The 23,074-nt window shown below is 69.4% G+C and carries 23 protein-coding genes and 1 pseudogene; 10 read left to right on the top strand and 14 right to left on the bottom strand.

Features of this window, described 5'->3' with window-relative positions:
* The first annotated feature begins 188 nt into the window (after positions 1-188).
* Positions 189-1,748: an HNH endonuclease signature motif containing protein gene (locus JOF29_RS39780; RefSeq protein ID WP_209699461.1), complete on the top strand. Its 1,560-nt coding sequence runs from the start codon at positions 189-191 to the stop codon at positions 1,746-1,748.
* A gap of 17 nt (positions 1,749-1,765) precedes the next feature.
* On the opposite strand, the gene JOF29_RS39775 is transcribed toward JOF29_RS39780, so the two are convergent.
* The 7 genes from JOF29_RS39775 to JOF29_RS39745 all read right to left on the bottom strand — a co-directional run bounded on the left by JOF29_RS39775 (position 1,766) and on the right by JOF29_RS39745 (position 8,426).
* Positions 1,766-2,455 carry an alpha/beta fold hydrolase gene (locus JOF29_RS39775; RefSeq protein WP_209699460.1) on the bottom strand — a complete coding sequence of 230 codons (690 nt, stop codon included), beginning with the start codon at positions 2,453-2,455 and terminating at the stop codon, positions 1,766-1,768.
* Between the two features lie 30 nt (positions 2,456-2,485).
* A complete protein-coding gene (locus tag JOF29_RS39770; RefSeq protein WP_209699459.1) occupies positions 2,486-3,292 on the bottom strand; it encodes a MarR family transcriptional regulator in 807 nt (268 codons plus the stop codon).
* Entirely contained in the window at positions 3,285-3,692 is a 408-nt protein-coding gene (locus JOF29_RS39765) for an SRPBCC family protein (RefSeq protein WP_209699458.1), read from the bottom strand. Before JOF29_RS39765 ends, JOF29_RS39770 begins: the two co-directional genes overlap by 8 nt.
* Before the next feature lie 468 nt (positions 3,693-4,160).
* Positions 4,161-5,138 (bottom strand): ribose-phosphate diphosphokinase, encoded by a 978-nt coding sequence (locus tag JOF29_RS39760; RefSeq protein ID WP_209699457.1) that lies wholly within the window; start codon positions 5,136-5,138, stop codon positions 4,161-4,163.
* 73 nt (positions 5,139-5,211) lie between these two features.
* A complete protein-coding gene (locus JOF29_RS39755; RefSeq protein ID WP_307863927.1) occupies positions 5,212-6,249 on the bottom strand; it encodes a threonine aldolase family protein in 1,038 nt (345 codons plus the stop codon).
* Positions 6,246-7,619, bottom strand: coding sequence for a class II 3-deoxy-7-phosphoheptulonate synthase (locus JOF29_RS39750; protein ID WP_209699456.1), 1,374 nt, complete (start codon positions 7,617-7,619; stop codon positions 6,246-6,248). The genes JOF29_RS39755 and JOF29_RS39750 overlap by 4 nt, the downstream gene beginning before the upstream one ends.
* A gap of 42 nt (positions 7,620-7,661) precedes the next feature.
* Positions 7,662-8,426 carry a lysophospholipid acyltransferase family protein gene (locus JOF29_RS39745; RefSeq protein WP_209699455.1) on the bottom strand — a complete coding sequence of 255 codons (765 nt, stop codon included), beginning with the start codon at positions 8,424-8,426 and terminating at the stop codon, positions 7,662-7,664.
* 254 nt (positions 8,427-8,680) lie between these two features.
* Between JOF29_RS39745 and JOF29_RS39740 the strand changes: the two genes are divergently transcribed.
* The 6 genes from JOF29_RS39740 to JOF29_RS39715 all read left to right on the top strand — a co-directional run bounded on the left by JOF29_RS39740 (position 8,681) and on the right by JOF29_RS39715 (position 13,846).
* Positions 8,681-9,451 carry an alpha/beta hydrolase gene (locus JOF29_RS39740; protein ID WP_307863926.1) on the top strand — a complete coding sequence of 257 codons (771 nt, stop codon included), beginning with the start codon at positions 8,681-8,683 and terminating at the stop codon, positions 9,449-9,451.
* Positions 9,444-10,106: a putative signal transducing protein gene (locus JOF29_RS39735; protein WP_209699453.1), complete on the top strand. Its 663-nt coding sequence runs from the start codon at positions 9,444-9,446 to the stop codon at positions 10,104-10,106. The genes JOF29_RS39740 and JOF29_RS39735 overlap by 8 nt, the downstream gene beginning before the upstream one ends.
* 63 nt (positions 10,107-10,169) lie before the next feature.
* Positions 10,170-11,399 (top strand): ornithine cyclodeaminase, nickel-pincer nucleotide-dependent, encoded by a 1,230-nt coding sequence (locus tag JOF29_RS39730; protein WP_209699452.1) that lies wholly within the window; start codon positions 10,170-10,172, stop codon positions 11,397-11,399.
* Positions 11,400-11,424: 25 nt separating this feature from the next.
* A complete protein-coding gene (locus tag JOF29_RS39725) occupies positions 11,425-11,844 on the top strand; it encodes a YybH family protein (RefSeq protein WP_209699451.1) in 420 nt (139 codons plus the stop codon).
* 392 nt (positions 11,845-12,236) lie between these two features.
* The gene (locus JOF29_RS39720; protein ID WP_209699450.1) at positions 12,237-12,986 is read left to right on the top strand and encodes an enoyl-CoA hydratase-related protein; all 750 of its coding nucleotides are present in this window, start codon (positions 12,237-12,239) and stop codon (positions 12,984-12,986) included.
* A gap of 554 nt (positions 12,987-13,540) precedes the next feature.
* Positions 13,541-13,846 (top strand): phytanoyl-CoA dioxygenase family protein, encoded by a 306-nt coding sequence (locus tag JOF29_RS39715; RefSeq protein ID WP_209699449.1) that lies wholly within the window; start codon positions 13,541-13,543, stop codon positions 13,844-13,846.
* 94 nt (positions 13,847-13,940) lie between these two features.
* On the opposite strand, the gene JOF29_RS39710 is transcribed toward JOF29_RS39715, so the two are convergent.
* From JOF29_RS39710 to JOF29_RS39680, 7 genes and pseudogenes are all read right to left on the bottom strand, one after another.
* Positions 13,941-14,648 (bottom strand): endonuclease/exonuclease/phosphatase family protein, encoded by a 708-nt coding sequence (locus tag JOF29_RS39710; protein WP_209699448.1) that lies wholly within the window; start codon positions 14,646-14,648, stop codon positions 13,941-13,943.
* The gene (locus JOF29_RS39705) at positions 14,645-15,772 is read right to left on the bottom strand and encodes an ROK family glucokinase (protein WP_209699447.1); all 1,128 of its coding nucleotides are present in this window, start codon (positions 15,770-15,772) and stop codon (positions 14,645-14,647) included. The genes JOF29_RS39710 and JOF29_RS39705 overlap by 4 nt, the downstream gene beginning before the upstream one ends.
* A 61-nt stretch (positions 15,773-15,833) precedes the next feature.
* The gene (locus JOF29_RS39700; protein WP_209699446.1) at positions 15,834-16,805 is read right to left on the bottom strand and encodes an ROK family glucokinase; all 972 of its coding nucleotides are present in this window, start codon (positions 16,803-16,805) and stop codon (positions 15,834-15,836) included.
* A 382-nt stretch (positions 16,806-17,187) separates the two neighbouring features.
* Positions 17,188-17,508, bottom strand: coding sequence for an ArsA family ATPase (locus JOF29_RS44205; protein WP_245361131.1), 321 nt, complete (start codon positions 17,506-17,508; stop codon positions 17,188-17,190).
* A gap of 313 nt (positions 17,509-17,821) precedes the next feature.
* Positions 17,822-18,508: pseudogene (locus tag JOF29_RS44200) on the bottom strand (ArsA family ATPase); the annotation flags it as partial.
* 4 nt (positions 18,509-18,512) lie between these two features.
* Positions 18,513-18,944: an SRPBCC family protein gene (locus JOF29_RS39685; protein ID WP_131462701.1), complete on the bottom strand. Its 432-nt coding sequence runs from the start codon at positions 18,942-18,944 to the stop codon at positions 18,513-18,515.
* Between the two features lie 4 nt (positions 18,945-18,948).
* A complete protein-coding gene (locus JOF29_RS39680) occupies positions 18,949-19,416 on the bottom strand; it encodes a hypothetical protein (protein ID WP_209699444.1) in 468 nt (155 codons plus the stop codon).
* 105 nt (positions 19,417-19,521) lie between these two features.
* Here JOF29_RS39680 and JOF29_RS39675 point away from each other — a divergent pair, with 105 nt between their 5' ends.
* The 3 genes from JOF29_RS39675 to JOF29_RS39665 all read left to right on the top strand — a co-directional run bounded on the left by JOF29_RS39675 (position 19,522) and on the right by JOF29_RS39665 (position 23,074).
* Complete coding sequence (locus JOF29_RS39675; protein ID WP_209699443.1) at positions 19,522-21,309, top strand: AMP-dependent synthetase/ligase; 1,788 nt, start codon at positions 19,522-19,524, stop codon at positions 21,307-21,309.
* 89 nt (positions 21,310-21,398) lie between these two features.
* On the top strand, positions 21,399-22,313 hold the full coding sequence (locus tag JOF29_RS39670; protein ID WP_209699442.1) for an ABC transporter ATP-binding protein: 915 nt from the start codon (positions 21,399-21,401) through the stop codon (positions 22,311-22,313).
* Entirely contained in the window at positions 22,310-23,074 is a 765-nt protein-coding gene (locus JOF29_RS39665; RefSeq protein WP_209699441.1) for an ABC transporter permease, read from the top strand. The genes JOF29_RS39670 and JOF29_RS39665 overlap by 4 nt, the downstream gene beginning before the upstream one ends.

Below are 23,074 nucleotides of genomic sequence, written 5' to 3'. Positions count from 1 at the left end.
ACCCGCAGTCCCTCCCACCCACCCATACCCCGACGATAGCCCTGTGGGCGCGGTCGCATCCACACCACTGCGAACACCAGCAGCCCGGACGGCCGGATCTGGAGCGCCACCACTTTCTCCTTGTCCACAAGGGATTCCCAGCACGAGGCGATTTGGATGCGATCGTCTCGTGACATACAATGGAACACATGTTCGACCCTGATCTGGACGACCTCGACACCACGGACCTGTTGGCCGTGGCAGCCGAGTACGCCCACGACCAGGAGCAGGCCGCGGTCGGCATCCTTCGTACGACGCTGGCTTTCGCCGACCGCAACGCGGTCGTCGAATGGGTCGACGGCGAACCACCGCCCGGCTACGAACGGATCAAGGTCTACGGCGGCGAAGGTTGCCCCGGAGTCGCCGAGTTCGCTCCGATCGAGCTCGGCGCCGTACTGCGCATGTCCTCCGGCGCGGCCGCATCCCTGATCGGCGAGGCCCTCGCCCTGCGCCACCGTCTCCCCCGGGTCTGGGCAGCCGTCCTGGCCGGGAACGCGGTCGCGTGGCGAGCCCGCAAGATCGCCCACGCCTGCCTGCCGCTACCGCTCGAGGCCGCCGCGCTCGTCGACCAGCGCGTCGCGGGTCTCGTGAACACCGTGACCCCCGGCCAACTCGCGAAGATCGTCACTGCGGCGTTCTGGCAGGCCGCCCCCGAGCGTGCCCAGGCCTACGCCGAAGCCACCGCCCGCACCCGCGGTGTGTTCGTCTCCCAGTCCGACCCGGCCGACGACCACGGCACCAAGCGCATCTGGGTCCGCGCCGCCACCGGCGCGGTCATCCGCTTCGACGCCACCATCGACGATCTCGCCCACGCGCTCAAGGCCCTCGGCGACACCGACACCCTCGACGAACGCCGCGCCAAGGCCATCGACTGGATCGCCGACCCCGCTGCCGCCCAGCACCTCCTCGAAGTCGCCCGGCACCTCGCCCGCACGCAACCAACCGAGCCAACCTCCGCCAACGCCCCGGCCGACCCGGCGGCCGCGACGCCCATAGCCTCCACGGGCGATCCCCGGCCTGATCAGCGTGACGGTATTGAGGGGGCCTCAGTTGCTGGTGCGGACGGCGACGTGACCACTGAGGATGCCTTCACGCGGCTGGCTCTGGCGGAGACCCTGCAGGCGCGGCTCGCCGCAGTCAAACACGATGCCTACAGCAACGGCCTCGGCGGAGGCGGCAAGCGCAGGCAGCACACGCTGTACGTGCACCTCACAGACCACACCCTTGCCACCGGCAACGGCGTACTCCGGGTCGAAGAGCTCGGCCCACTCCTCGCCGGCCAACTGACCGAGCTCCTCGGCCACGACCAGGTGATCGTCAAACCGGTCATCGACCTGCACGACCAGGTCAGCGTCCACAGCTACGAGATCCCCGACCGGATCCGCGAACGAGTGCGGCTACGACATCCCGTCGACATGTTCCCGTACGGCGCCGCCGAGGCAACGCCCCGGATGGATCAGGACCACATCACGCCGTACGACCGAGCCGGCCCACCCGGCCAAACCAGCATCGGCAATCTCATACCGCAAAGCCGACTCCATCACCGCGCCAAAACCCACGGCGGCTGGAGCAACCGACGCCTGCCCACAGGAGCCATCGAATGGACCAGCCCCCACGGATTCCGCTTCCACGTCGACCACACCGGCACCCGCCCACTCCCACACCGCCAACCGGGCAGCCGCAGACCGCGCCAACACCGTCGACCGTGAACAGCATCGCCCCGCTACTACCTGGCAACTGCTCCATCGGCCGAAGGCAAGGCATCGAGGACAGCAGCGAGGCGCTGCGGATCACGCCGAGCAATGTTGTGCCCGACCGGGATCTCGTGCACGCGCCAAGTTGGGTCGTTCCGCAACCGCTCCGTCAACTCCAGAAACGGACTCCCCGCCCATTCACCACCACTGATGTACGTACGGCTGAGTGCGGGCCAGGTGCTGCCTTCCAGCCTGACGGCCTGGACGAAGCTCGCCAACGGATGCGCCCGCGCCCGAGGATCCATCCCCTCAGGTACGCCGACCCACCGCCCGTCAGCTCTCGCCCCCGCGATGAACATCTCCCGGAAGATGTCGCTGGTCAGGGACCAGCAGGAGTCGCCGTCATCCGGTACGTACGCGTCGATGAAGACGAGGTGCTCCAGCCGGTCCCCCAGCCGATCCGCGACCCCGGCGATCACGAGCCCGGCGTAGCTGTGCCCGCACAGCACAACCGACGTACCGTCTCGCTGCTCGACGATCGCGGCGACCTGGTCGATATGCGCATCGAGATTCGCCGGCCGCTCCACATCCGCCGGCCCCTCCAACTCCAGCCCCGCCAGCGTCACCGCCTCAACCCGATGCCCGAGCCGCTGCAACTCCCCCGCCACCGACCCGAAAGCCCACCCACCCTGCCAACCACCCGGCACCATCACAAACTCCACCGCGCCATCCTATGCAGGCGGCACCGCCTGTCAGGAGAAGCCCTGACGTTCAGTTCCGGTGTCAAAGAACCGGTCGACATACGTCTGCGGCCTGTGCTTGCTCTCCCGTATCAAGGAGAAGACCTCGGCGCCATCACCCGGCACGTCCGCCAGGCGATACGCCTGTGCGAGACCCAAATACTCGTCCGGAGAGTCTGCCACCATCGACGCATACTCAAGCGCCTCGGCCTCGGCGCGCTCGATGGCATGATCGAACGAATCAGCCCGCCACAACGTGATCCGCTCTTCGTATCCCTTACCGTCGACTCCCGCCGGACGCCCGAGTCGGAAGACGCATCGCACCGCAAACCAGTCGGCACCAGCTAGGTCAGTCATAGCCAGCAGTTTGCCAGCACGTGCATGGCTCACTGGCTTGGTGCGCGGAGTACGTCCATCAGGGCGTTGCCGTCGGGCACGGTTTTGAAGAAGGGTTTTGTCGGCTTCTTCGACCAGTTTGACTGCACGCTTGGCAAGAGCTGCTCCGGTGGGAGTGACCTCTACGAGGACTGCGCGCGAGTCGGTGGGATCGGGGGTTCGGGACAGCAAGCCCTTGGCCGTCAGGGTTCTGAGGACCTGTGAGGTCATCATCGGATCCGTGTTGGCGTGGTCGGCGATGCGGCGTTGGGTCGGGGATTCGCCGGCGACGTGGTTGAGCCACCAGGTGCTGGCGACGAGCACGAACTGTACGTGCGTCAGCCCGAGCGGCTTCAGCGTCAACGTCATCTGCCGCTGCCAACTCAGGGTCGCGCGCCACAGCCGCAGCCCCGGGCTCTCACGTGGCTCGAGCGCTTCACCCACCGAGCCGCTCCGCACGCGCGCCGAGAGCCGCGATCACTTCCTGAAAGTCCGACGAGACAGCAGCACCCACCTCGGCGGCGGCATCGGCAGGACCGTGGGCTTCACAGCGGTACGTGATCTGAGTGCCACCAGCGATCGGTGCCAGCTCATGCCGCGCGCGTACGACGACCCCAGCGTCCGGTACTTCGGTGACGTCCTCAAACCCCTTGCCCGGTTCAACCCAAGCAAACGTAAACGGAAGCGCCGTCGAATTCGGCAACACCATCACCGCCTCGGTCCCCGCCGCAAACGGACCATGCACCTCGATCCGGGCCACCCCCGCATTCCACTCCGCCCACCTCTCCGGCTGAGCCAACACCTCGAACACCCGCTCGGGCCTCGCCGCACACTGCCCGGTCACCTCAACAGACCCATGTCCCCTCCGCCACTGCAACAGCTCAAGGCGATGGCGCCGAACATCCCGAGCGACCCGCAGTCCAGAGACCTCAAGCTCGCCGAGCTGTTCGCAAACCCGATCCGAGGGACGGTCCGGCGTGCCCGACGACCAGCAGCACCCTTCATCACAGCTGCCCCTGGTAGGCCGCCGCAGACGGTGGACCTGCTTCCCCACGGGCGCCCGCCAGGCAGTCACCACGCGGCCGCCAGCCAGCAGCTCGCGGGCAGCCGGCAACTGAATGCGCCAGCACTCGCCGGAAGGTGGGAGGGGGCCCGGAGCAACCGCGGGAAGGCAGCGCAGCGCGCCAAGCGAGTGCGTGGCACGCGGAGCGGGGGCGGGAGGGACCGGACGGAGGTAGCAGGCGGGGTTGGCCGCTTCGCTCTTCACTGGCCAAGTTCCCGAGGTGACCAATCGCCTCGGCCGGGTGGCTCTCTAGAAGGGGAGTTTGGGTTGGGGTGGGGCGTGGGTGGGGTCTACGCCGTCGAAGAGGCTGCTGACGGATTCGCCGTCGTGGATTCGTTTGATGGCTTCGGCGAAGAGGCCGGCTACTGAGGTGGTTTCGAGTTCGGGGAAACCGAGCGGGCGGGGGACGGTGTCGGTGCTGATGACCTCGGTGATCGACGGGTGCGACCGGAGGCGCTCGACAGCGGGGCCGGCGAACAGGCCGTGGGTGCAGGCGACGGCGGCCGACGTACAGCCTTGGTCCTTGAGGCGGTCGAGGAGTTCGATGATGGAGCCGCCGGTGGCGATCTCGTCGTCGAGGACGATGGCACGCTTGCCGGCCACCTCGCCGACGATGGCGTCGATGATCACGCGGTCGTCGGCCAGGCGCTGCTTGCTGCCGGCGGCCACAGGTACGCCGAGCAGGCGGGCGAACTGGGTGGCGGTCTTGGCGTTGCCGAGGTCGGGGCTGACGACGACCGTGTCGGACAGGTCGCGGCCGCGGAAGTGGTCGGCGAGTACGCCGATCGCGGTCAGGTGGTCGACCGGGACCGAGAAGAACCCGTGCACCTGTGGCGCGTGCAGCGCCATGGTCAGTACCCGGTTGGCGCCCGCGGTGGTCAGCATGTCGGCGACGAGGCGGCCGCCGATCGAGATCCGGGAGGCGTCCTTCTTGTCGGAGCGTGCGTACGCGTAGTGCGGGATGACGGCGGTGATCTGCGCGGCCGACGCGCCGCGGGCGGCGTCGATCATCAGCAGCAGTTCCATCAGGTGGTCCTGCGTCGGCGGTACGAGAGGTTGCACGATGTACACGTCTCGTTGCCGGCAGTTCGCTTGCAGTTGGACCTGCAGGCAGTCGTTGCTGAAACGATGAACCTCGACCGGAGACAGCGGCACGCCGAGATCACTACAGATCTGCTCCGCCAACTCGGTGTGGGCACTTCCGCTGAACACGACGATCTCTCGCACGGCTCTCCCCGAATGCTGCGACCCGAACAGCTGAACCCTATCTCGCCCTGCCGCGGATCCGGCGCCGGGTCCGTCAGCCGGCGATGATCCGGGCCAGTACTTCCGCCGCGGTACGGCAGTCCGCCGCCGAGGCGTCCAGGTGCGTGACGATCCGCAGCTGGGTCGCCCCGACACCGCCGACGAGTACGCCGGCGTCGCGCGCCCCGGCCACTACCTCCGGCACGGTGTGGCCGGTGCCGGCGAGGTCCACGACGACGATGTTCGTCTCGACCTGGTCGGGTTTCACCGAACCAGGCGCCGCGTCCGCGAGCACGGTGGCGATCGCCTGGGCGTTCGCGTGGTCCTCGGCCAGCCGCTCGACGTTGTGCTCCACGGCGTACAGGCCGGCAGCAGCCAGTACGCCGGCCTGGCGCCACCCGGCACCGAGCCGCTTCCGCCAGACCCGAGCCTCGCGGATCAGCTCCGTCGACCCGACGAGCACCGAGCCGACCGGCGCGCCCAGGCCCTTCGACAGGCAGACGCTCGCCGCGGCCGCCCGCACACCGTACGAAGCAACCGTCCGGCCGGTCGCGACGGCGGCGTTCCACAGCCGCGCGCCGTCGAGATGCAGCGGAAGCCCGGAAGCATCCAGCTCGTCGGCCAGAGCGTCGAAGGAATGCTGGATCGACCCGCCGCCGAAGTTGTGCGTGTTCTCCACCGAGACGGCCGACGTGATCACGAAGTACGGTCCGAGGTCGGGCGCGATCAGGGTGCGGATCTGCTCGAGGTCGATCTGCCCGGCCGGCGCGCTCCACGTCCGCGTGGTGACACCCGCGAAGGCAGCGTGCGATCCGAGCTCGGCGCGGACGATGTGCGCGCTCGCCTCGCACAGCACCTCGCCGCCACGCGGTACCAGTGCCCGTACGCCGAGCATGTTCGCCAGCGAGCCGGTCACCGTGAACAGCCCGGCCTCGTGCCCGAGCAGGCCGGCGACGTGCTCCTCCAGCGCATTGACGGTCGGGTCCTCGCCGTACACGTCGTCACCGACCGGCGCCGACGTCATCGCCGCCAGCATCTCCGCCGACGGGCGGGTGACGGTGTCCGATCGCAGGTCGATCAGGTGCGCGTTCATGCCCGGGCACCCCGCAGGCGCTCGGCGACCAGGAAGGCCAGCTCCAGCGACTGGTGCCGGTTCAGCCGCGGGTCGCAGGCCGTCTCGTACCGGCTCGCCAGGTCCTCCGCGACCAGTGCCTCGCCGCCGCCGAGGCACTCGGTGACGTCGTCACCGGTGAGCTCCATGTGTACGCCGCCCGGCCAGGTCCCGACCTGTTCGTGCGCGTCGAAGAAGCCCTGCACCTCGTCCATCACGTCGTCGAAGTTGCGGGTCTTGTACCCGTTCGGCGTCTCGTAGGTGTTCCCGTGCATCGGGTCGCACACCCACGCGATCGGCGAGCCGTGGTCGCGGACCGCCTCCAGCAGCGGCGGCAGCGCCTCCCGGATCGTGCCGGCGCCCATCCGGGTGATGAAGGTCAGCCGGCCCTCGATGCCCTTCGGGTTCAGCTTGTCGATCAGCGCCCGGATGTACTCCGGGGTCGTGGTCGGGCCGATCTTGACGCCGAGCGGGTTCGACAGCGAGGCCAGGAACTCGACGTGCGCGCCGTCCAGCTGCCGGGTCCGCTCCCCCACCCAGAGCAGGTGGCCGGACACGTCGTACGGCTGCTCGGTGCGCGAGTCGATCCGGGTCAGGGCGTGTTCGTACTCGAGGATCAGCGCCTCGTGGGACGCGTAGAAGTCGACGGTCCGGAACTCGTCGGACGTCGCGCCGCAGGCCCGCATGAAGGCCAGCGCGCGCTCGATCTCGGAGGCCAGCTGCTCGTAGCGCCGGCCGACCGGCGACGACTTCACGAAGTCGGTGTTCCACGCGTGCACCTGGTGCAGGTCGGCGTACCCGCCGGTGGTGAAGGCGCGGGTCAGGTTGAGCGTCGCGGCCGCGGCGTTGTAGACGCCTCGGAGCCGTGTCGGGTCCGGGATCCGCGACTCAGGCGTGAAGTCGAAGCCGTTGACGGCGTCTCCGCGGTACGACGGCAGCGTCACGCCGTCCCGGGTCTCCTCACCGGACGAGCGCGGTTTCGCGTACTGCCCCGCGATCCGGCCGATCTTCACCACCGGGACGCTGGCTGCGTACTGCAGCACGACGGACATCTGCAGCAGCACCCGGAGCTTGGCCCGGATGTTCTCCGCGGTCACGCCGGCGAAGGTCTCGGCGCAGTCGCCGCCCTGCAGGATGAACGCCTCGCCGCGGGCGACCGCGCCGATCTTCGTGGTCAGGTCGTCGCACTCACCGGCGAACACCAGCGGCGGCAACGTCCGGAGCTCGGCGATCACCCGCTCGAGCGCACCCTGGTCCGGCCACTCGGGCTGCTGCAGCGGCTTCAGCCCGCGCAGCTCGTCCAGCGTCGGAACCCCCGGCACCTGTCCCGTCGTCAACGTCGCGAATTGCATGCCCCAACTCTAGGCGAACCGCCAGAACGGACGCTCACCGTCTCAGCTGGCCTTGGTGTCACCCAGCCGGACGTGCTCGTCGATGGACTCGCCGGCCTTGAGCAGTTCCTTGGCCTTGTCGGCGTACATGTCGACGTACTCCTGGCCGGACAGGCCCATCAGCGCGTACATGATCTCGTCGGTGACCGACCGCAGCACGAAGCGGTCCCGCTCCATGCCCTCGTACCGGGAGAAGTCCATCGGCTCGCCGAACGCGACGCCCGGGCGGACCAGGCGCGGCAGCAGCCGGCCCTTCTCGCGGTGGAACAGCGTCGGCTTCATCCGGCCCGCCGGCTGCAGCTTCTCGGTGTCGATCATCGCCACCGGGATCACCGGTACGCCGGCCACGATCGCCATCCGGGCGACCCCGGTCTTGCCCTTGTACAGCCGGCCGTCGGGCGACCGGGTGCCTTCCGGGTAGATCCCGAACAGGCCGCCCTGCTCGAGGATCCCCAGGCCGGTGTTCAGCGCCGCCAGCGACGCGCGGCCGCCGGAGCGGTCGATCGGGATCTGGCCGACCGAGCGGAAGAACGTGGCGACCAGCTTGCCCTTCAGGCCGGGGCCGTTGAAGTACTCCGACTTGGCCGGGAAGACGATCTGCCGCGGCACCGACACCGGCAGGAAGATCGAGTCGCAGAACGCCAGGTGGTTGCTGACCAGCAGCGCCGGGCCTTCGGTCGGTACGTGCTCCAGCCCGGTCACCCTCGGCCGGAACAGCAGCTTGACCAGCGGCGCGACCAGGAACCGTCTCAGGAACAGATACAGCATCCGCCTCGACCTCCGTCAACTCGCCCGACACACATCTACCCAGACACGACAACCCCGGCGCGTCAACCGTTCCGGTGCGGACACTACGTTCCAGCTTCCCCCTCAGGCAATGTCACCGCCAGGAATGTGGGTATTGCTCACCGTGTTGTCACCTGGATGCAGACTGGATGCAGCCCAGATGCGACGATTGTCACGCGCTCGGAGACGTAGTTGAGCGCGTATCGGTGAGGACCGTGAACGGCGAGGAGTCGAGCGTGCCAGTGCAAGCCCACGCGGAGGAGTTTCGCAGTCCCGGGACCGGGGAGAACGCCGCCGTCGGCGTACTGCTGAGTCACGGATTCACCGGCTCGCCGCGCTCGATGCGCCCGTTCGGCGAGCACCTGGCCGCCGCCGGGTACGGCGTGGCGGTGCCGCGGCTGCCCGGTCACGGGACCAGCTGGCAGGAGATGAACCGGACCACCTGGCAGGAGTGGTACGCCGTCCTCGACAATGAGCTCGAGCGGCTCCGCAAGGAGCACGACCAGGTGTTCGTGGTCGGCCTGTCCATGGGCGGCTGCCTGACCCTGCGGCTCGCCGAGGAGCACGGCACCGACATTTCCGGTCTGGTCCTGGTCAACCCGTCCGTGCAGACCGACGACAAGCGGCTGGCGCTGCTCCCGGTGCTGGCCCGGGTGCTGCCGTCGTTCCCCGGCATCTCGAACGACATCAAGAAGCCCGGCGTCGAGGAGGGCGCGTACGACCGGATGCCGCTGCGCGCGCTGCTCTCGCTGTCGCACCTGTGGAAGGTCACCCGCGCGGATCTGGCGAAGATCACGCAGCCGGTGCTGTTGTTCCGCAGTACTGTCGATCATGTGGTGGAGCCGAGCTCGGGGCGGACGATCCTGTCCTCGATCTCGTCCCGCGATGTGACCGAGACCCTGCTCGAGGACAGCTATCACGTGGCAACTCTGGACAACGACGCACCGCGGATCTTCACGGACTCCGCAGCCTTCGTCGGCCGCTTGAGCGGTCGAGACGATGCGTGACAACGGACTGACCGCGACGTCGTACACGTCGCTCGGCGGCATCGACCCGTTGGTCGCCGAGCCGGTGCTGGACGCGCTCAAGGCGGCCGGGATCGCGGCGTACTGCGACAGCCAGAGCGGGACGTCAGTGGGGTACGACGAGATCTTCGTCGACGCCGAGGCGGTGGAACGGGCCCGTCCGGTGATCGACCGCAGTACCGAGGACGCCGAGTGGAGGTCGCTCGTCGAGCAGTTCAACAAGCCGTCGGCGCCCGGGCACGACGGCAGCGAGGACCCGGTGCCGCGGTGGCCGGCCAGCGAGGACGTCGACGAGAAGTACGAGCCGCTGATCGACGTACCGACCGGGCTCACCGTCCAGGACGACATCCCACCCGAGGACGCGCGGCCAGCCAAGAAGGCGGACGACCCGCACGACCACTTCGTCCCGCCGGAGCCGCCGCGCGGCCCGCGGCTGGACTGGGTCAGCCGGCTCGCCTGGCTCGGCCTGCTCGGCGGCCCGCTGCTGCTGATCGCGGCGGCGATCTTCGGCTTCGGCACCGGGCGGATCACCACCCTCGCGGTGATCGGGTTCATCGGCGGCTTCCTCACGCTGGTGCTCCGGATGAAGGACCGGCTGCCGCCCGGTGGTGGCGGGGACGACGGGGCGGTCGTCTGAGCTTCTGAGCTAGAGTGCGGATCGTCGGACAATCCGACGACATCGCGTTTGGGAGGTACCGCCGTGCAGGTCACCGAGACGGTGGAGATCACCGGCCACCTGATGGACTCCGGGCTGCTGTCCCGCGTCCTCGACGACATCCGCGGGTACGGCGGCGAGTACACGCTGGACAAGTTCGACCTCGGGTACGACAAGGACGACCCCTCCACCGTCCGGATGACGGTCGGCGCGGAGGACGAGGAGTCGCTGCAGCGGCTGCTGATGCGGATCCAGACCAAGGGCGCGAACCTGGTCGACCCGGGTACGCCGGAGATCACCGAGGTCACCCAGGACGGCGTGTTCCCGGACGGGTTCTACTCGACCACGAACCTGCCGACCAGCGTCCGGCTCGGCGGCCACTGGGTCGCCGTACAGAACCCGGAGATGGACTGCGGCCTGCTCGTCGAAGGCACCACGGTGCGCACCATCCCGATGTCCGACGTCCGCGCCGGCATGCAGATCATCACCAGCGCTCAGGGTGTCCGGGTCACGCCCCCGATCGTGGTGAACACCGAGGAGGGCTTCGGCTTCATGGAGTCCGACGTGTCCTCGGAGAAGCCGCAGCGGGTGCTGGTCAAGCAGGTCGCGGACGGCATGCGCGAGGCGAAGGCGAACGGGTTGAAGGTCCTGTGGGTCGGCGGCCCCGGCATCGTGCACACCGGGGCGGCCCCGGCGATGGTCGCGATCGTCGAGGCCGGGTACGTCGACGTCCTGTTCGCCGGCAACGCGCTCGCGACGCACGACATCGAGTCGTCGCTGTACGGGACGTCGCTGGGCGTCGACCTGGCCCGTGGGCGCGGCGTCGAGCACGGGCACGAGCACCACATCCGCGCGATCAACACGATCCGCAAGGCGGGGTCGATCGATGCCGCGGTCGAGCAGGGTGTGCTCACTTCGGGTGTGATGCACGCGCTGGTCAAGAAGGGCGGGAAGTTCGTCCTCGTCGGGTCGGTGCGCGACGACGGGCCGTTGCCGGACGTCTACACCGACGTACTCGAGGGTCAGCGCGCGATGCGGGCCGAGCTGGACGGTGTCGGGTACTGCCTGATGGCCGCGACCATGCTGCACTCGGTTGCTACTGGCAACATTTTGCCGGCGTCGGTCCCGCTGACCTGTGTGGACATCAACCCGGCGACCGTGACCAAACTCGCCGACCGCGGCTCGTCGCAGGCGCGTGGCATCGTCACCGACGTCGGGCTGTTCATCGAGCACCTGGCGCGTGAGCTGTCTCCCACGTACGCCGCCGAGAAGTGACCCCGGCGGCGTACAGGCTGGGAGTATGACCGAGGACTTCGCAACATTCCTGCGCCGCTTCGAGGAGGCCAACAGCGCGTTCGTGAACGGCGACCCGTCGTTGTGGCTGCCGTTGGTGTCGCGAAGCGAGCACACCTCGATCTTCGGCGGATTCGGCGGCCAGGAGGTCGGCTGGTCCGAGATCGGGCCGCGGTACGAGTGGGCGTCGGCGCAGTTCCACGACACCGGGAACCCGGTGGACTTCGAGTACCTGGACAGCCACGTCGGCACGGACACGGCGTACACGGTCGCGATCGAACGCTGCAGGGTGCACCACGTCACCCAGCCGGCGCCGGTCCCGCACGTACTCCGCGCCACGATGATCTTCCGCATCGAGGACGGCGAGTGGAAGATCACCCACCGGCACGCGGACCCACTGAACCCGACGGCGGCACCGCCGGCCTGATCAGCGCGTGAGGTGCTTGCCGTCCGCTTGGGATCGGTCCCCGCCGGCCTCTGAGCGCTCTCGCCACTGTCTTTACCGCTTCGGGCGACCGGACCGCGGTCCAGCCCGACGGAGGCGGCGTGCTGCTGCCGGACGCTGTCCTGCAACGCGGTCGCGAAGTCTCCCACCGCCTGCGCCTTCTGCTCGGGCGTGGACTCGGACGGCTCCTCCGCGAGGCTCTGCACGGCAGCGATCACCTGCGTGCCGCTGACAACCCGGCCGAACGCGACCGATTGCTGGGCGTCTCTGGGGTCGATGTCGAACATGCAGACTCCTCGCTGGACCTGTCGGTGCAGCCGGATTCGAGTGAGGCGAGGGGTTCGTCGACTGTCCGTTGGGTGTTGGATGGGCTCATGACCGAACTCGTGCAGCTGGCGGTGTCCGACGGTGTGGCGACGATCACGTTGGACTCGCCGCACAACAAGAACGCGTTGTCGCAGCAGTTGACCGGTGAACTGCTGGCGCACCTGGAGACGGCCGGTGCGGACGACGCCGTACGGGTGATCGTGGTTCGGTCGGCGCTGGAGGTGTTCTGTTCGGGGGCCGACCTGTCCGAGGCGACGACGGTCGGGATGGGAGTCGGCGCGCAGCGGATGGTGGACGTCCAGCGGGCGATTGTCGCGAACCCGAAACCGGTGGTGGCGCGGGTGGCGGGTCCGGTCCGCGCGGGCGGGATCGGCATCGTGGCGGCGGCCGACATCAGCGTGGCCGGGGAGAGCGCGACGTTCGCGCTGACCGAAGTACGGCTGGGGCTGGCGGCGGCGACGATCTCGCTGACCGTACTCCCCCGCCTCACCGACCGCGCCGCGGCGTACACGTTCCTGACCGGCAACAGCTTCGACGCCATGGAGGCCTCACGCCTCGGTCTCCTCACGCTGACCGTCCCCGACGCCGACCTCGACGAGGCGCTGAGCACGGTCCTCACTTCCCTCCTGAAGGGCGCTCCCCAGGGCCTCCGCGAAACCAAGAAGCTCCTCAACCGCACCCTCCTCGCCGACATCGACACCCGCGGCAAAGACCTCGCCGCCCTGTCCGCCTCACTCTTCGGCTCCCCTGCCGCCCAGGAAGCAATGCTCGCCTTCCTGACCCGCAAGAAGAAGTAATTCGCCTCTACTGTCGTCTTCGGGGGGTCGTCGCGCCCTGCAGCTCGACAGTACGTATATGTCGAACCCGACGCTCGTGTCCTGAGTCGGAAGCTCGTGGGACAAGTCGTCCGGTCACCGCGCTGGCCAGGAACCGGCCGGCACGATGGCATCCGCGGCCGCCGCCTCTGCCGACCGGGCATCTTTGAGAACCTACCGACCACTTTTCGCCGCCCGATGTGGTTGGTGGCTTCTCAAAGATGGGTTCTGACCAGCCCTGCGCCGACTGCCAGGCGGTGGCAACGGCACTGGCCGGGTTTGGGGAGGCCCGCGACTGCGACCGGGGAGTCCTACAACACCCCCGGACGACCGCGAAGCCTCGGCGGGTACCGACGCCAGCGCACTCATGGCCCGAACTTCGGAAGCAGGACGCTAGGCGTGCAGGCGCTGTGTACTAGAGGTGCGCTATGTACCAGAGGTGTACGTACTGCCGAGCAGCAGAAAACGGCGACCTACGGGAACGGCAGCAGCGGAATCTGTTTGCCTGTCGTCCCGCCCGCTGTTGGACTGACCGTATGCAGCAGATCACAGACGCCCAGCGGGAGCAGTTCCGCACCCAGGGGTACGTCGTCGTGCCCGGCGTACTCACCGACGCCCAGGTCGCGGCGGGCCGACGGGTCGTCGCGGCGATGCTCGAGCGCAACCCGCCCGAGGGCGTCGGCGCGCACTTCCTGTGGCCGCAACTGAATGACACGCACCCCTTGCTGAGGCTGTACCGCGCGGCGGGAATCGCGGACCTGGCCGCCCACCTGCTGCGCCCGGATCTCGTCCTGCTAACGGTTCGCCGGGAACGTTCACGGTGCTCGCCGGCCTGTGGCTGACGCCGCACGAGGACGTTGACCGCGGCAACCTCTACGTCTGGCCCGGCACTCATCTCGGGTTCGGCGCGTACCTCGGCGAGCGTGGCGCCGACGGTCACCGGACTGGAGTTCCGGGCTTGAGTTCGATCAGGAGGGGTAGGTGGTCGGTGGCGGCGGCCAGGTCGGCGGGAGCCGCGGGGATGGGGAGGAGGCGGCCGGTCAGCTGGGGGGACAGTTGGGCGGCGTCGATGCGCCTGTCCGGAGTGCTGGAGTTGAAGGTCGGGCCTGCGTCGCTGCCCAGGTCCGTCAGGCCTTCTGCTGCCAGTCGGCGCCAGACCGGTTCGTCCGGTACTTCGTTGAGGTCACCCGCCAGGAGGTAGGGAAGACCGAATGACTTACAGAGCGTCAGGATCTGCTCGATCTCGTGCTGGCGGCCGCGCTTCTGCAGGCCGAGGTGACAGACCACGAGCGCCAGATCGACGCCCTCGACGGTGAGGCTGGCGCCGATCGTTCCACCTGGCAGCTGGGTCGCGATCATTCGCGGCCTGGGGTAGCGCCGGAAGAAGGGGCGCCACACCCGCCGCCGCCGGAGCTCCTTCAGCTCGATGCCCTCGGCAACCAGGATCGCGTTGCGCGACGACCACCCGACGTACCGAAGACCGAGCGAGTCGGCCATCACCTGACGCGTGCGCCGCGTTCCCAGCCAGGTCGGCGCCTCCTGCAGCATCGCGACGTGCGGTGCGCAGGCGCGAACCACCCGGGCCAACGCCTCGTGGTCATCGCCATACCGGTGCACGTTGTACGAGAGGACCCGCAGGCTCATGCGTCGGGGTCGCCGTTCACGTCGGCGTGGTGCAGGTCGGCGTCCGCGCGCATTCCGGTACGCCGGGCCGCGGACTTGCGGGCGGCCCGCTCCAACCGGGTCGAGCGCGCCGCGGCCGTCTTCGCCGTCACCGCCGTGGTCTTCACCCGGACCCGGCGCAGCCAGGTCGCCTCCTCGCGCGCCAGGTCGGCCGCGCCGACCATCCCCGCCTCCGGGCCGAGCACCGCGCGCACGATCCGGGCCTCGGGACGGAACCCGCGGCCGGTCAGCGTCCGCTTGAACGCCTCCCGTGCCGGCGCCAGCAGCAGCTCGCCCGCGTCGGACACGCCGCCGCCGATCACGAACGTACCGGGGTCCAGCGCGGCGGCGAGGTTCGCGAGGCCGATGCCGAGCCAGCGGCCGACGTCCTCGAGCAGCTCGACCGCGACCGGGTCGCCGTCCTTGGCCAGCTCGGTCACCATCGGGCCGTTGATCTTCCGCGGGTCGCCGGCGGCCGCGCGCAGCAGGTTGTGCGCGACCGGCGAACCGGACAGCGCCAGCTCCCGCGCCTCCCGGGTGAGCGAGTTGCCGGACGCGTACTGCTCCCAGCAGCCGCGGTTCCCGCACTCGCAACGGTGGCCGCCGGGCACCACCTGCATGTGCCCGAACTCGCCCGCGATGCCGAACTTCCCACGCTGCAAGGCGCCGTCGTTCAGGATCGCGCCGCCGATCCCGGTGCCGAGCGTGACGCAGACCAGGTGGCTCTCGCCCTGGCCGCCGCCGAACCGCCACTCGGACCAGGCCGCCGCGTTCGCGTCGTTCTCCACCACGACCGGCAGCCCGAGCCGGCGCTCGACCGCGTCCCGCAGCGGCTCGTGCCGCCAGGCGAGGTGCGGCGCGAACAGCACCGAGGACCGGGTCCCGTCGACGAACCCGGCCGCGCCGATGCCGACGGCAATCACGTCGTGCCGGGACTCCAGGTCGTGGACGATGTCCGCGATCGCGTCCTCGGTCTCCTTCGGGTCCTTCGTCGGGGTGTCCCGGCGCAGCCGGTCGAGGATGTTGCCCTCCGGGTCGACCACCCCGGCGGCCACCTTGGTGCCGCCGATGTCGATGCCGATCGTCAAAGCCTGCGTCAGAGCCACGCCACGCCCTTCCTCGCGGTAACCCCCGCCGGACTGCCTCCAGTATCCCAGGTCAGGACAATCATCGGTGCTTTTCCGGCGCCGGGGCCGGTTGCCGGGCCAGGTCGGCGGCGCCGATCAGCCCGGCATCGTTGCCCAGCTCGGCGAGCCCGAAGCTCGCGTGCGGGCGGTTCGACTTGGCCGGCAGGTTCTTCTCGAACGCCTGCTGCGCGGACTTCATCAGCAGGTCCTTCGCCGCGCTCACGCCGCCGCCGATCACGATCTGGCTCGGGTCGAACATCGTCGCCAGGCTGGCCAGCCCCTCGCCGAGCCAGCGGCCGAGGTCCTCGAGCAGCTCGACCGCGCACGGGTCGCCCTTCAGCGCGGCCTCGGTGATCATCGGCCCGGTCAGCTCCGCCGGGTCGGTGATCCCGCACACGCTCAGCATCTGCGCCGCCCCGAGCGACCCCGACTCCGCGCGGGCCCGGCCCTCGCGGACCAGCGCCGTACCGGACGCGTACTGCTCCAGGCAGCCGCGGGCACCGCACCCGCACCGGTGCCCACCGGGTACGACGCGCATGTGGCCGAGCTCGGCCGCGACACCGTGGGCGCCGCGCAGCAGCTGGCCGCCGATCACCACGCCGCCGCCGATGCCGGTGCCGACCGTGATGCAGATCATGTGCTCGGCGTCCTTCGCGGCGCCGAACGCGAACTCGCCCCAGGCGGCCGCGTTCGCGTCGTTCTCGACCACGACCGGGATCTTCAGCTGCTCGGCGACCCGGGCGCCGAGCGGCTCGTCCCGCCAGGCCAGGTTCGGCGCGAACAGCACGGTCGAGCGGTCCGACGAGACGAAACCGGCGGCGCCGATCCCGACCGCCTCGACGTCGTGCGCGGCGATCAGCTCGGCGGCCGCGTCGCAGATCGCCTGGGCGGTCGCGTCGACCGAGTCCGCCGGGGTGTCACGATGCGTGCGCGCGATGATCGTGCCCTGCTCGTCGACCACGCCGGCCGCGATCTTCGTACCGCCGACATCGATGCCGATCGTCAGTCCCATGGTTCGGGGTCCTCACTCACGTCGATCCGGTCCACCCGGGACCGGGTCGATTCTTGGGCCGGTTCCTCCTCCGGTGGCGAGGACCGCGACGCTGCGTCCTCGCGCGTCTGCCGGGCCGCGTCCGCGGCGGCCTCCAGCAGTGACCTCAGCGAGCCCAGGACATGCGCGGCCGCGGTGGACAGCTGCTCGATCGTCTCGGGGCTGGTGTTCCGCACCCGATGGATCAGCTGACACACCGGGCACCAGACACAGTCCGGCCCGAGCTTGTGCTCATGTTTCTCGTCTGCGGGCTGCTCGTCTGAAGGCTGCTCCTCGGCAGCAGCGTTCTGCAGTACGGCGAACAGCTTGGCCGCCTCTTCGGCGACCGAACCGACCGGCTCCTTCACCGGCCGTCCCCGATCGCCGCTTCCCGTCGCGCGAGCTGCTCGTGGTACTCCGCCGTCAGCCCCTGCGCCAGCTCCTGCGCGGACTCCAACGGACCAGCACCACTCGGCACATCGGCGGGCACCGCTGGACGCGAAGCCTCCTTCGGCGCGAACCGGACCTGCAGCCGTCCCTCGTCCAGCCGCGCGCCCGCGACCACACCGCGCGCCAGTGCGGCCGGCAGCGGCAGCACCCGCCGGTACGACCCGACGGTGATGATCAACTCGTCCCCGTGCCGCGCGAGCTCCAGCTCGTCGGCGGATGCCAGCGGCAACGGCATCGTCAGCGTGTACGTGCGCCCGTCGGTGTCGATGTGCCGGTCCACCCACAACGACGTGTCGTCGGTGGCGCGGGAGAACGGGTCGTCCCCGCCGTACATCTCGACCGCGAACGCCGCCAGCTCCTCGACGCCGACCGGCTCGCAGACGCGGTACGGCGACTCCCAGATCGGCAGCGGCCGGAACGAGTCCGCGACCTCCTCGAGGATGCCCCGCTGCGCGGCGACCCACTGCCGGCGCCAGGTGTCCGCGCCGGCCCGCCGGGAACACCCGGTTCGCGACGACGCCGTCCACGCGGTACCCGTACAGCGAGAGCCTGGTCAGCGACCGGCGTGCCTCCGCGACCACTACCGCCTCGGGCGTCAGCACCAGCCGCACCGACGCGTCCGGGCCGGCCAGCAGCGTGCGGATGTCAGCGAGGTCGCTCTGCAACCGCCGCAGTGCGTCGAAGACCGTGTCGTCCGGCATCGGGATGCTCGACCCACGGCTCAGGAACGGGCGGAACGTCCGCATCATCTTGCGCTCGGCGTTGAAGATCCGCTCCAGGTACCAGTTCAGCGCCTCGGGCAGCCCGAGCAGCCGCAGCGTCTCCGCGGTCGGCGCGCAGTCGACGACGATCACGTCCCAGCGGCCGGACCGGACATGGTCGCGCACCTCGAGCAGCGCGAGCACCTCCGCGGCGCCCGGCAGCACGGTCAGTTCCTCGGCCTCGATCGGGTCGACGCCGACCAGGTGCAGCACCGACCGCAGGTAGTTCTGGATGTCGCCCCAGGACCGCTCGAACTTCCGCTGCGCGTCGATCTGCTGGACGAACAGCAGGTCGTCGATCTCGGTCGGCTCCTGGCCCACCTCGGAGTCGAACGCGTCCGACAGCGAGTGCGCGGCATCCGTCGACAGCACCAGCGTCCGGAGCCCGCGGAGCGCGGCGAGCGTCGCCGTACCGGCAGCGGAGGTCGTCTTGCCTACGCCGCCCTTACCTGTGTAAAGCAGTACGCGAGTCACCGGCTTACGACTCGACGCGCTTCTTCAGGCCCTTGAGAGCCGTGTCGATGATGACCTTCTCGGCCTTCCGCTTGAGCATGCCGATCATCGGGATCGCCACGTCGACGGCCAGCCGGTACGTCACCTCGGTCCCCTCCGCACCCAGATCGCGGAGCACGTAGGCCCCGTCCATCCCCTTCACCATCTTCGCCTCGACCAGCGTCCAGGTCACCTCGTTGCGGGACCAGACGTAGGCCAGCGTGTACTCGTCGGAGATCGCCCCCGCGTCGACCTTGAACCGCACCTTGTTCGGCCGGCCCGCCTCGTCGGTGGACAGCACCTCGGTCTCCCGCATCGAGTCGGCCCACTCCGGGTACGCCGCGAAGTCCGCGATGACCGCCATGATTTCCTTGGGGGTCGCGTTCACCTGGATGGTCGAGGTGGTCTGTTCCGCCATCGATTCACCTCTTACCTTTGCTGGGACGAGTGCTGGGAGCGACTGCCGGACCCCCCGATGGATCCGCGTCCTCCCCGGAGACTATCGCGGGATCGGATCCGGTACGGCGTTCGCCCGCCGCGCGGCCCTCCTCCATCTCGTCCTTGAACCGCCACAGCCGCTCCCGGTAGGCCGCGACGTACCGCTCCTTGAGCCGTTCGGCCGCCCGACCGCGGACAGGGTTCGCCGGGTCGACCCGCAGGTACCAGTGCACGACGACGCCGTCCCGGACTGCCTCCAGCCACCACTCCGCCGTACCGGTCGCGGCCCCGGTCACCGACCAGCGCACGCCCTCGACGCCGCGCCGTTCGGACGGGGTCAGCGTGAGGTCCGGCCACCATTCGCGCCAGAGGGTGTCCGAACCGAGCCGCTCGGCGACGTAGGCTGGATCAGCAACGACCAGGTCGTCGCAACTGATGTCGAGCTGTGGCATGGCTAGAACCTAGTTCCGTGGGTCACATAAACCTGGCTACTTACGGGTAGGTGACTGTAGCGTGCGCCGGAAGTCGACAATTCGTGACCGACTGAGGAGACGCGGATGCGTGAGTACACCGTTCCTGCTGTGACAGAACCGCCCACCGGGAGCCTGAGCGACCCGGTGTGGGCGAACGCGTCCTCCCATCCTGACACCGCGGTCTTCAGCCGCCGTACGGGCTCGGTGTGGACAGATGTCACAGCGGCGGAGTTCGCGCAGCAGGTGACGGGCGTGGCGAAGGGGCTGATCGCGGCCGGGGTCAAGCCCGGCGAGCGGGTCGCGCTGCTGAGCCCGACACGGTACGAGTGGACCCTGATCGACTACGCGATCTGGAGCATCGGCGCGGTCACGGTGCCGATCTACGAGACCTCCTCCCCCGCGCAGATCCAGTGGATCCTGACCGACTCCGAGGCGGTCGTCGCGATCGTCGAGAACGCGGCCCACGGCGCGGTCGTGGACTCCGCGCGGGCCGAGGCGCCGGCACTGCAGGAGGTCTGGCAGATCGAGGCCGGCGCCGTCGACCAGCTGACCGCGCTCGGCCAGGACGTCACCGACGCCGAGTTCGACAAGCGCCGTACCGCGGTCACCCCGGCCGACCTCGCCACGCTGATCTACACCTCGGGTACGACGGGACGCCCGAAGGGCTGCAAGATCAGCCACTCGAACTTCATGGACGAGCTCGGCCCGGCGGTGAAGATCCTCGACAACCTCTTCGACACCACCGGCGCCAGCACGCTGCTGTTCCTGCCGCTGGCGCACGTGTTCGCCCGGATCATCCAGGTCGGCTGTGTGATGAAGCGGGTCAAGGTCGGGCACAGCGCCGACGTGAAGAACCTCGTGGAGGACCTCGGCGCGTTCAAGCCGACGTTCATCCTGAGCGTGCCGCGGGTGTTCGAGAAAGTGTTCAACTCGGCCGCCCAGAAGGCGCACGCGGACGGCAAGGGCAAGATCTTCGACGCCGCCGCCGAGACCGCGATCGCGTACTCGCAGGCGCAGGACAAGGGCGGCGCGGGCTTCGGGCTGAAGGCCAAGCACGTGCTGTTCGACAAGCTCGTCTACAGCAAGCTCCGCGCGGTGCTCGGCGGACAGGTGCAGTACGCCGTGTCCGGCGGCGCCCCGCTCGGCGGCAAGCTCGGCCACTTCTATCGCGGGATCGGCGTACCGGTCCTGGAGGGGTACGGCCTGACCGAGACCACCGCCGCGGTGTCGGTGAACCTGCCCGACGACATCCGCATCGGCACCGTGGGCCGGCCGCTTCCTGGTGTGACGGTCGGTGTCGCGGACGACGGTGAGCTGCTGTTCAAGGGCGGCCAGGTGATGCAGGGGTACTGGAAGAACGACGAGGCGACCGCGGCGGCGATCGACGCGGACGGCTGGTTCCACACCGGCGACCTGGGCGAGTTCGACGTCGACGGGTTCGTCCGGATCACCGGCCGGAAGAAGGAGATCCTGGTGACGGCCGGCGGCAAGAACGTCGCCCCGACGCTGCTCGAGGACCAGATCCGGCTGCACCCGCTGGTCAGCCAGTGCATGGTGGTCGGCGACGGCAAACCGTTCATCGCGGCGCTGATCACGATCGACCCGGAGACCATCGTCGGTTGGGCGACCGAGCACGGGAAGCCGACCGACGTCGCGTCGCTGACCGACGACCCGGACCTGATCGCCGAAGTACAGAAGGCGATCGACGACGCGAACGCCTCCGTCTCCCACGCCGAGGCGATCAAGAAGTTCTCGATCCTCCCGATCGACTGGACCCAGGAGTCCGGCGAACTCTCCCTGAAACTCTCCCTCCGCCGCCACGTGGTCATGAAAAACCACACCAACGACGTCGAAGCGCTGTACACGAAGTAGGTAGTACCCCGGGGTCAGCCGATTGGTTGATTCCGGGAGGAGCCCGTTGGGCGATGTGCGGGTGGTGGGGGGTTCGCGAAGCTTGGGGTATGACCAGGAAATCTTCGATTGTCGAAGTCAGCGGGCTGCGGAAGGCGTACGGGGCGCGGACTGTTGTCGACGAGGTGTCGTTCACCGTCGACGAGGGGGAGATCTTCGGCATCCTCGGGCCGAACGGTGCCGGTAAGACCACCACCGTCGAGTGCGTCGAGGGTCTGCGCATTCCGGACGGCGGGCGGATCCGGGTCGCCGGGCTCGACCCGGTGGCCGACCACACGGCCGTCACGCAGGTACTGGGCGCCCAGCTCCAGGAGAGCGAGCTGCAGGCGAAGCTCACCGTCCGCGAGGCCCTCGAGCTGTACGCCGCCCTGTACCCGAACCCGGCCGACTGGCGCCCGCTGGCTGAACGCCTCGGCCTGAGCGCACAGCTGAACTCCCGCTTCGGCGTGCTCAGCGGCGGTCAGAAGCAGCGGCTGTTCATCGCGCTCGCACTGATCGGCAACCCGCGCGTCGTCGTACTCGACGAGTTGACCACCGGCCTCGACCCGCGCGCCCGCCGCGACACCTGGGAGGTCGTCGAGGACATCCGCGCCCGCGGCGTCACGGTGCTGCTGGTCACGCACTTCATGGAGGAGGCGCAGCGGCTCTGCGACCGGATCGCGCTGATCGACAAGGGCCGGATCACCGCGCTCGACACACCGCAGGGCCTGATCAGCAGTACGGCGGGATCAACGATCATCTCGTTCACGCCGTCGGAAAAGCTCGACGACGAGGACCTGGCCGCACTGCCGGCACTCGCCTCGGTCGACGACAAGGACGGCCGGCTCACCCTCGGCGGATCCGACGAGACCGTGACCGCGCTGCTGTCGCTGCTCGCCCGTCAGCGGATCACCGCCCACCAGCTCCGCGTCACCGACGCCACCCTCGACGACGCCTTCCTCGACCTCACAGGAGCCACCCGATGAGCAGCACCATGGCGGTACGTCGCCCCTCGGCGCGGATCGCCGTACTGCGGACCGAGGCACGGCTGTACGTGCGGGAGTTCGGCACCTTGTTCTGGGTGCTCGGCTTCCCGCCGGTGCTGCTGGTGATCCTCGGCTCGATCCCGAGCTTCCGGCGGGTCGACGCCGGGCTCGGCGTCCGGCTGATCGACCTCTACGTGCCGGTGCTGGTGCTGGTGGGGCAGATCGTCGTCGGCCTGCAGGCGATGCCGCCGATCATCACCGGATACCGCGAGCGCGGGATCCTGCGCCGGATGTCCGCGACCCCGGTCCGGCCGTCCGCGTTGCTGACCGCACAGATGGGGCTGCACGGTGCGACCGGACTGGCGTCGGCGCTGATCTGCCTGACGATCGGGCGGCTCGCGTTCGACGTCAAGCTGCCGCATCAGCTCGTCGGCTATGTGCTGGCCCTGCTGCTCACGTCCGCCGCCGCACTCGCGCTCGGCGCACTCGTCTCAGCGCTGGCCAGGACGGCCCGGCTCGCGACTGCCTTCGGGATGGCACTGTTCTTCCCGAGCCTGTTCTCCGCCGGGCTGTGGCTCCCCGTCCAGGCGATGCCGCACACGTTGCGGCAGATCGTCGTACTGCTGCCGTTCGGTGCGGCGTCGCGGGCGCTCGACCAGGCGGCGGCCGGGCAGTGGCCGGCGTGGTCGCACCTCGGGGTGCTGGCCGGCTGGACGGTCGTGGTGTCGGTGGCGGCGGCGCGCTGGTTCCGCTGGGAGTAG

The sequence above is a fragment of the Kribbella aluminosa genome (assembly GCF_017876295.1).
GTDB classification, from domain to species: domain Bacteria; phylum Actinomycetota; class Actinomycetes; order Propionibacteriales; family Kribbellaceae; genus Kribbella; species Kribbella aluminosa.
Note: the sequence above shows the minus strand (reverse complement) of the source record. Positions and strands in the feature narration are given on the sequence as shown.

Excerpts from the sequence above, each read along its gene's own strand:
- JOF29_RS39680 (WP_209699444.1), bottom strand. The coding sequence starts at position 19,416 with ATGCCACAGCTCGACATCAGTTGCGACGACCTGGTCGTTGCTGATCCA.
- JOF29_RS39710 (WP_209699448.1), bottom strand. The coding sequence starts at position 14,648 with ATGAGCCTGCGGGTCCTCTCGTACAACGTGCACCGGTATGGCGATGAC.
- JOF29_RS39735 (WP_209699453.1), top strand. The coding sequence starts at position 9,444 with ATGCGTGACAACGGACTGACCGCGACGTCGTACACGTCGCTCGGCGGC.
- JOF29_RS39675 (WP_209699443.1), top strand. The coding sequence starts at position 19,522 with ATGCGTGAGTACACCGTTCCTGCTGTGACAGAACCGCCCACCGGGAGC.
- JOF29_RS39745 (WP_209699455.1), bottom strand. The coding sequence starts at position 8,426 with ATGCTGTATCTGTTCCTGAGACGGTTCCTGGTCGCGCCGCTGGTCAAG.
- JOF29_RS39725 (WP_209699451.1), top strand. The coding sequence starts at position 11,425 with ATGACCGAGGACTTCGCAACATTCCTGCGCCGCTTCGAGGAGGCCAAC.
- JOF29_RS39700 (WP_209699446.1), bottom strand. The coding sequence starts at position 16,805 with ATGGGACTGACGATCGGCATCGATGTCGGCGGTACGAAGATCGCGGCC.
- JOF29_RS39780 (WP_209699461.1), top strand. The coding sequence starts at position 189 with ATGTTCGACCCTGATCTGGACGACCTCGACACCACGGACCTGTTGGCC.
- JOF29_RS39720 (WP_209699450.1), top strand. The coding sequence starts at position 12,237 with ATGACCGAACTCGTGCAGCTGGCGGTGTCCGACGGTGTGGCGACGATC.
- JOF29_RS39750 (WP_209699456.1), bottom strand. The coding sequence starts at position 7,619 with ATGCAATTCGCGACGTTGACGACGGGACAGGTGCCGGGGGTTCCGACG.
- JOF29_RS44205 (WP_245361131.1), bottom strand. The coding sequence starts at position 17,508 with ATGCCGTTGCCGCTGGCATCCGCCGACGAGCTGGAGCTCGCGCGGCAC.
- JOF29_RS39685 (WP_131462701.1), bottom strand. The coding sequence starts at position 18,944 with ATGGCGGAACAGACCACCTCGACCATCCAGGTGAACGCGACCCCCAAG.
- JOF29_RS39665 (WP_209699441.1), top strand. The coding sequence starts at position 22,310 with ATGAGCAGCACCATGGCGGTACGTCGCCCCTCGGCGCGGATCGCCGTA.
- JOF29_RS39755 (WP_307863927.1), bottom strand. The coding sequence starts at position 6,249 with ATGAACGCGCACCTGATCGACCTGCGATCGGACACCGTCACCCGCCCG.
- JOF29_RS39715 (WP_209699449.1), top strand. The coding sequence starts at position 13,541 with ATGCAGCAGATCACAGACGCCCAGCGGGAGCAGTTCCGCACCCAGGGG.
- JOF29_RS39670 (WP_209699442.1), top strand. The coding sequence starts at position 21,399 with ATGACCAGGAAATCTTCGATTGTCGAAGTCAGCGGGCTGCGGAAGGCG.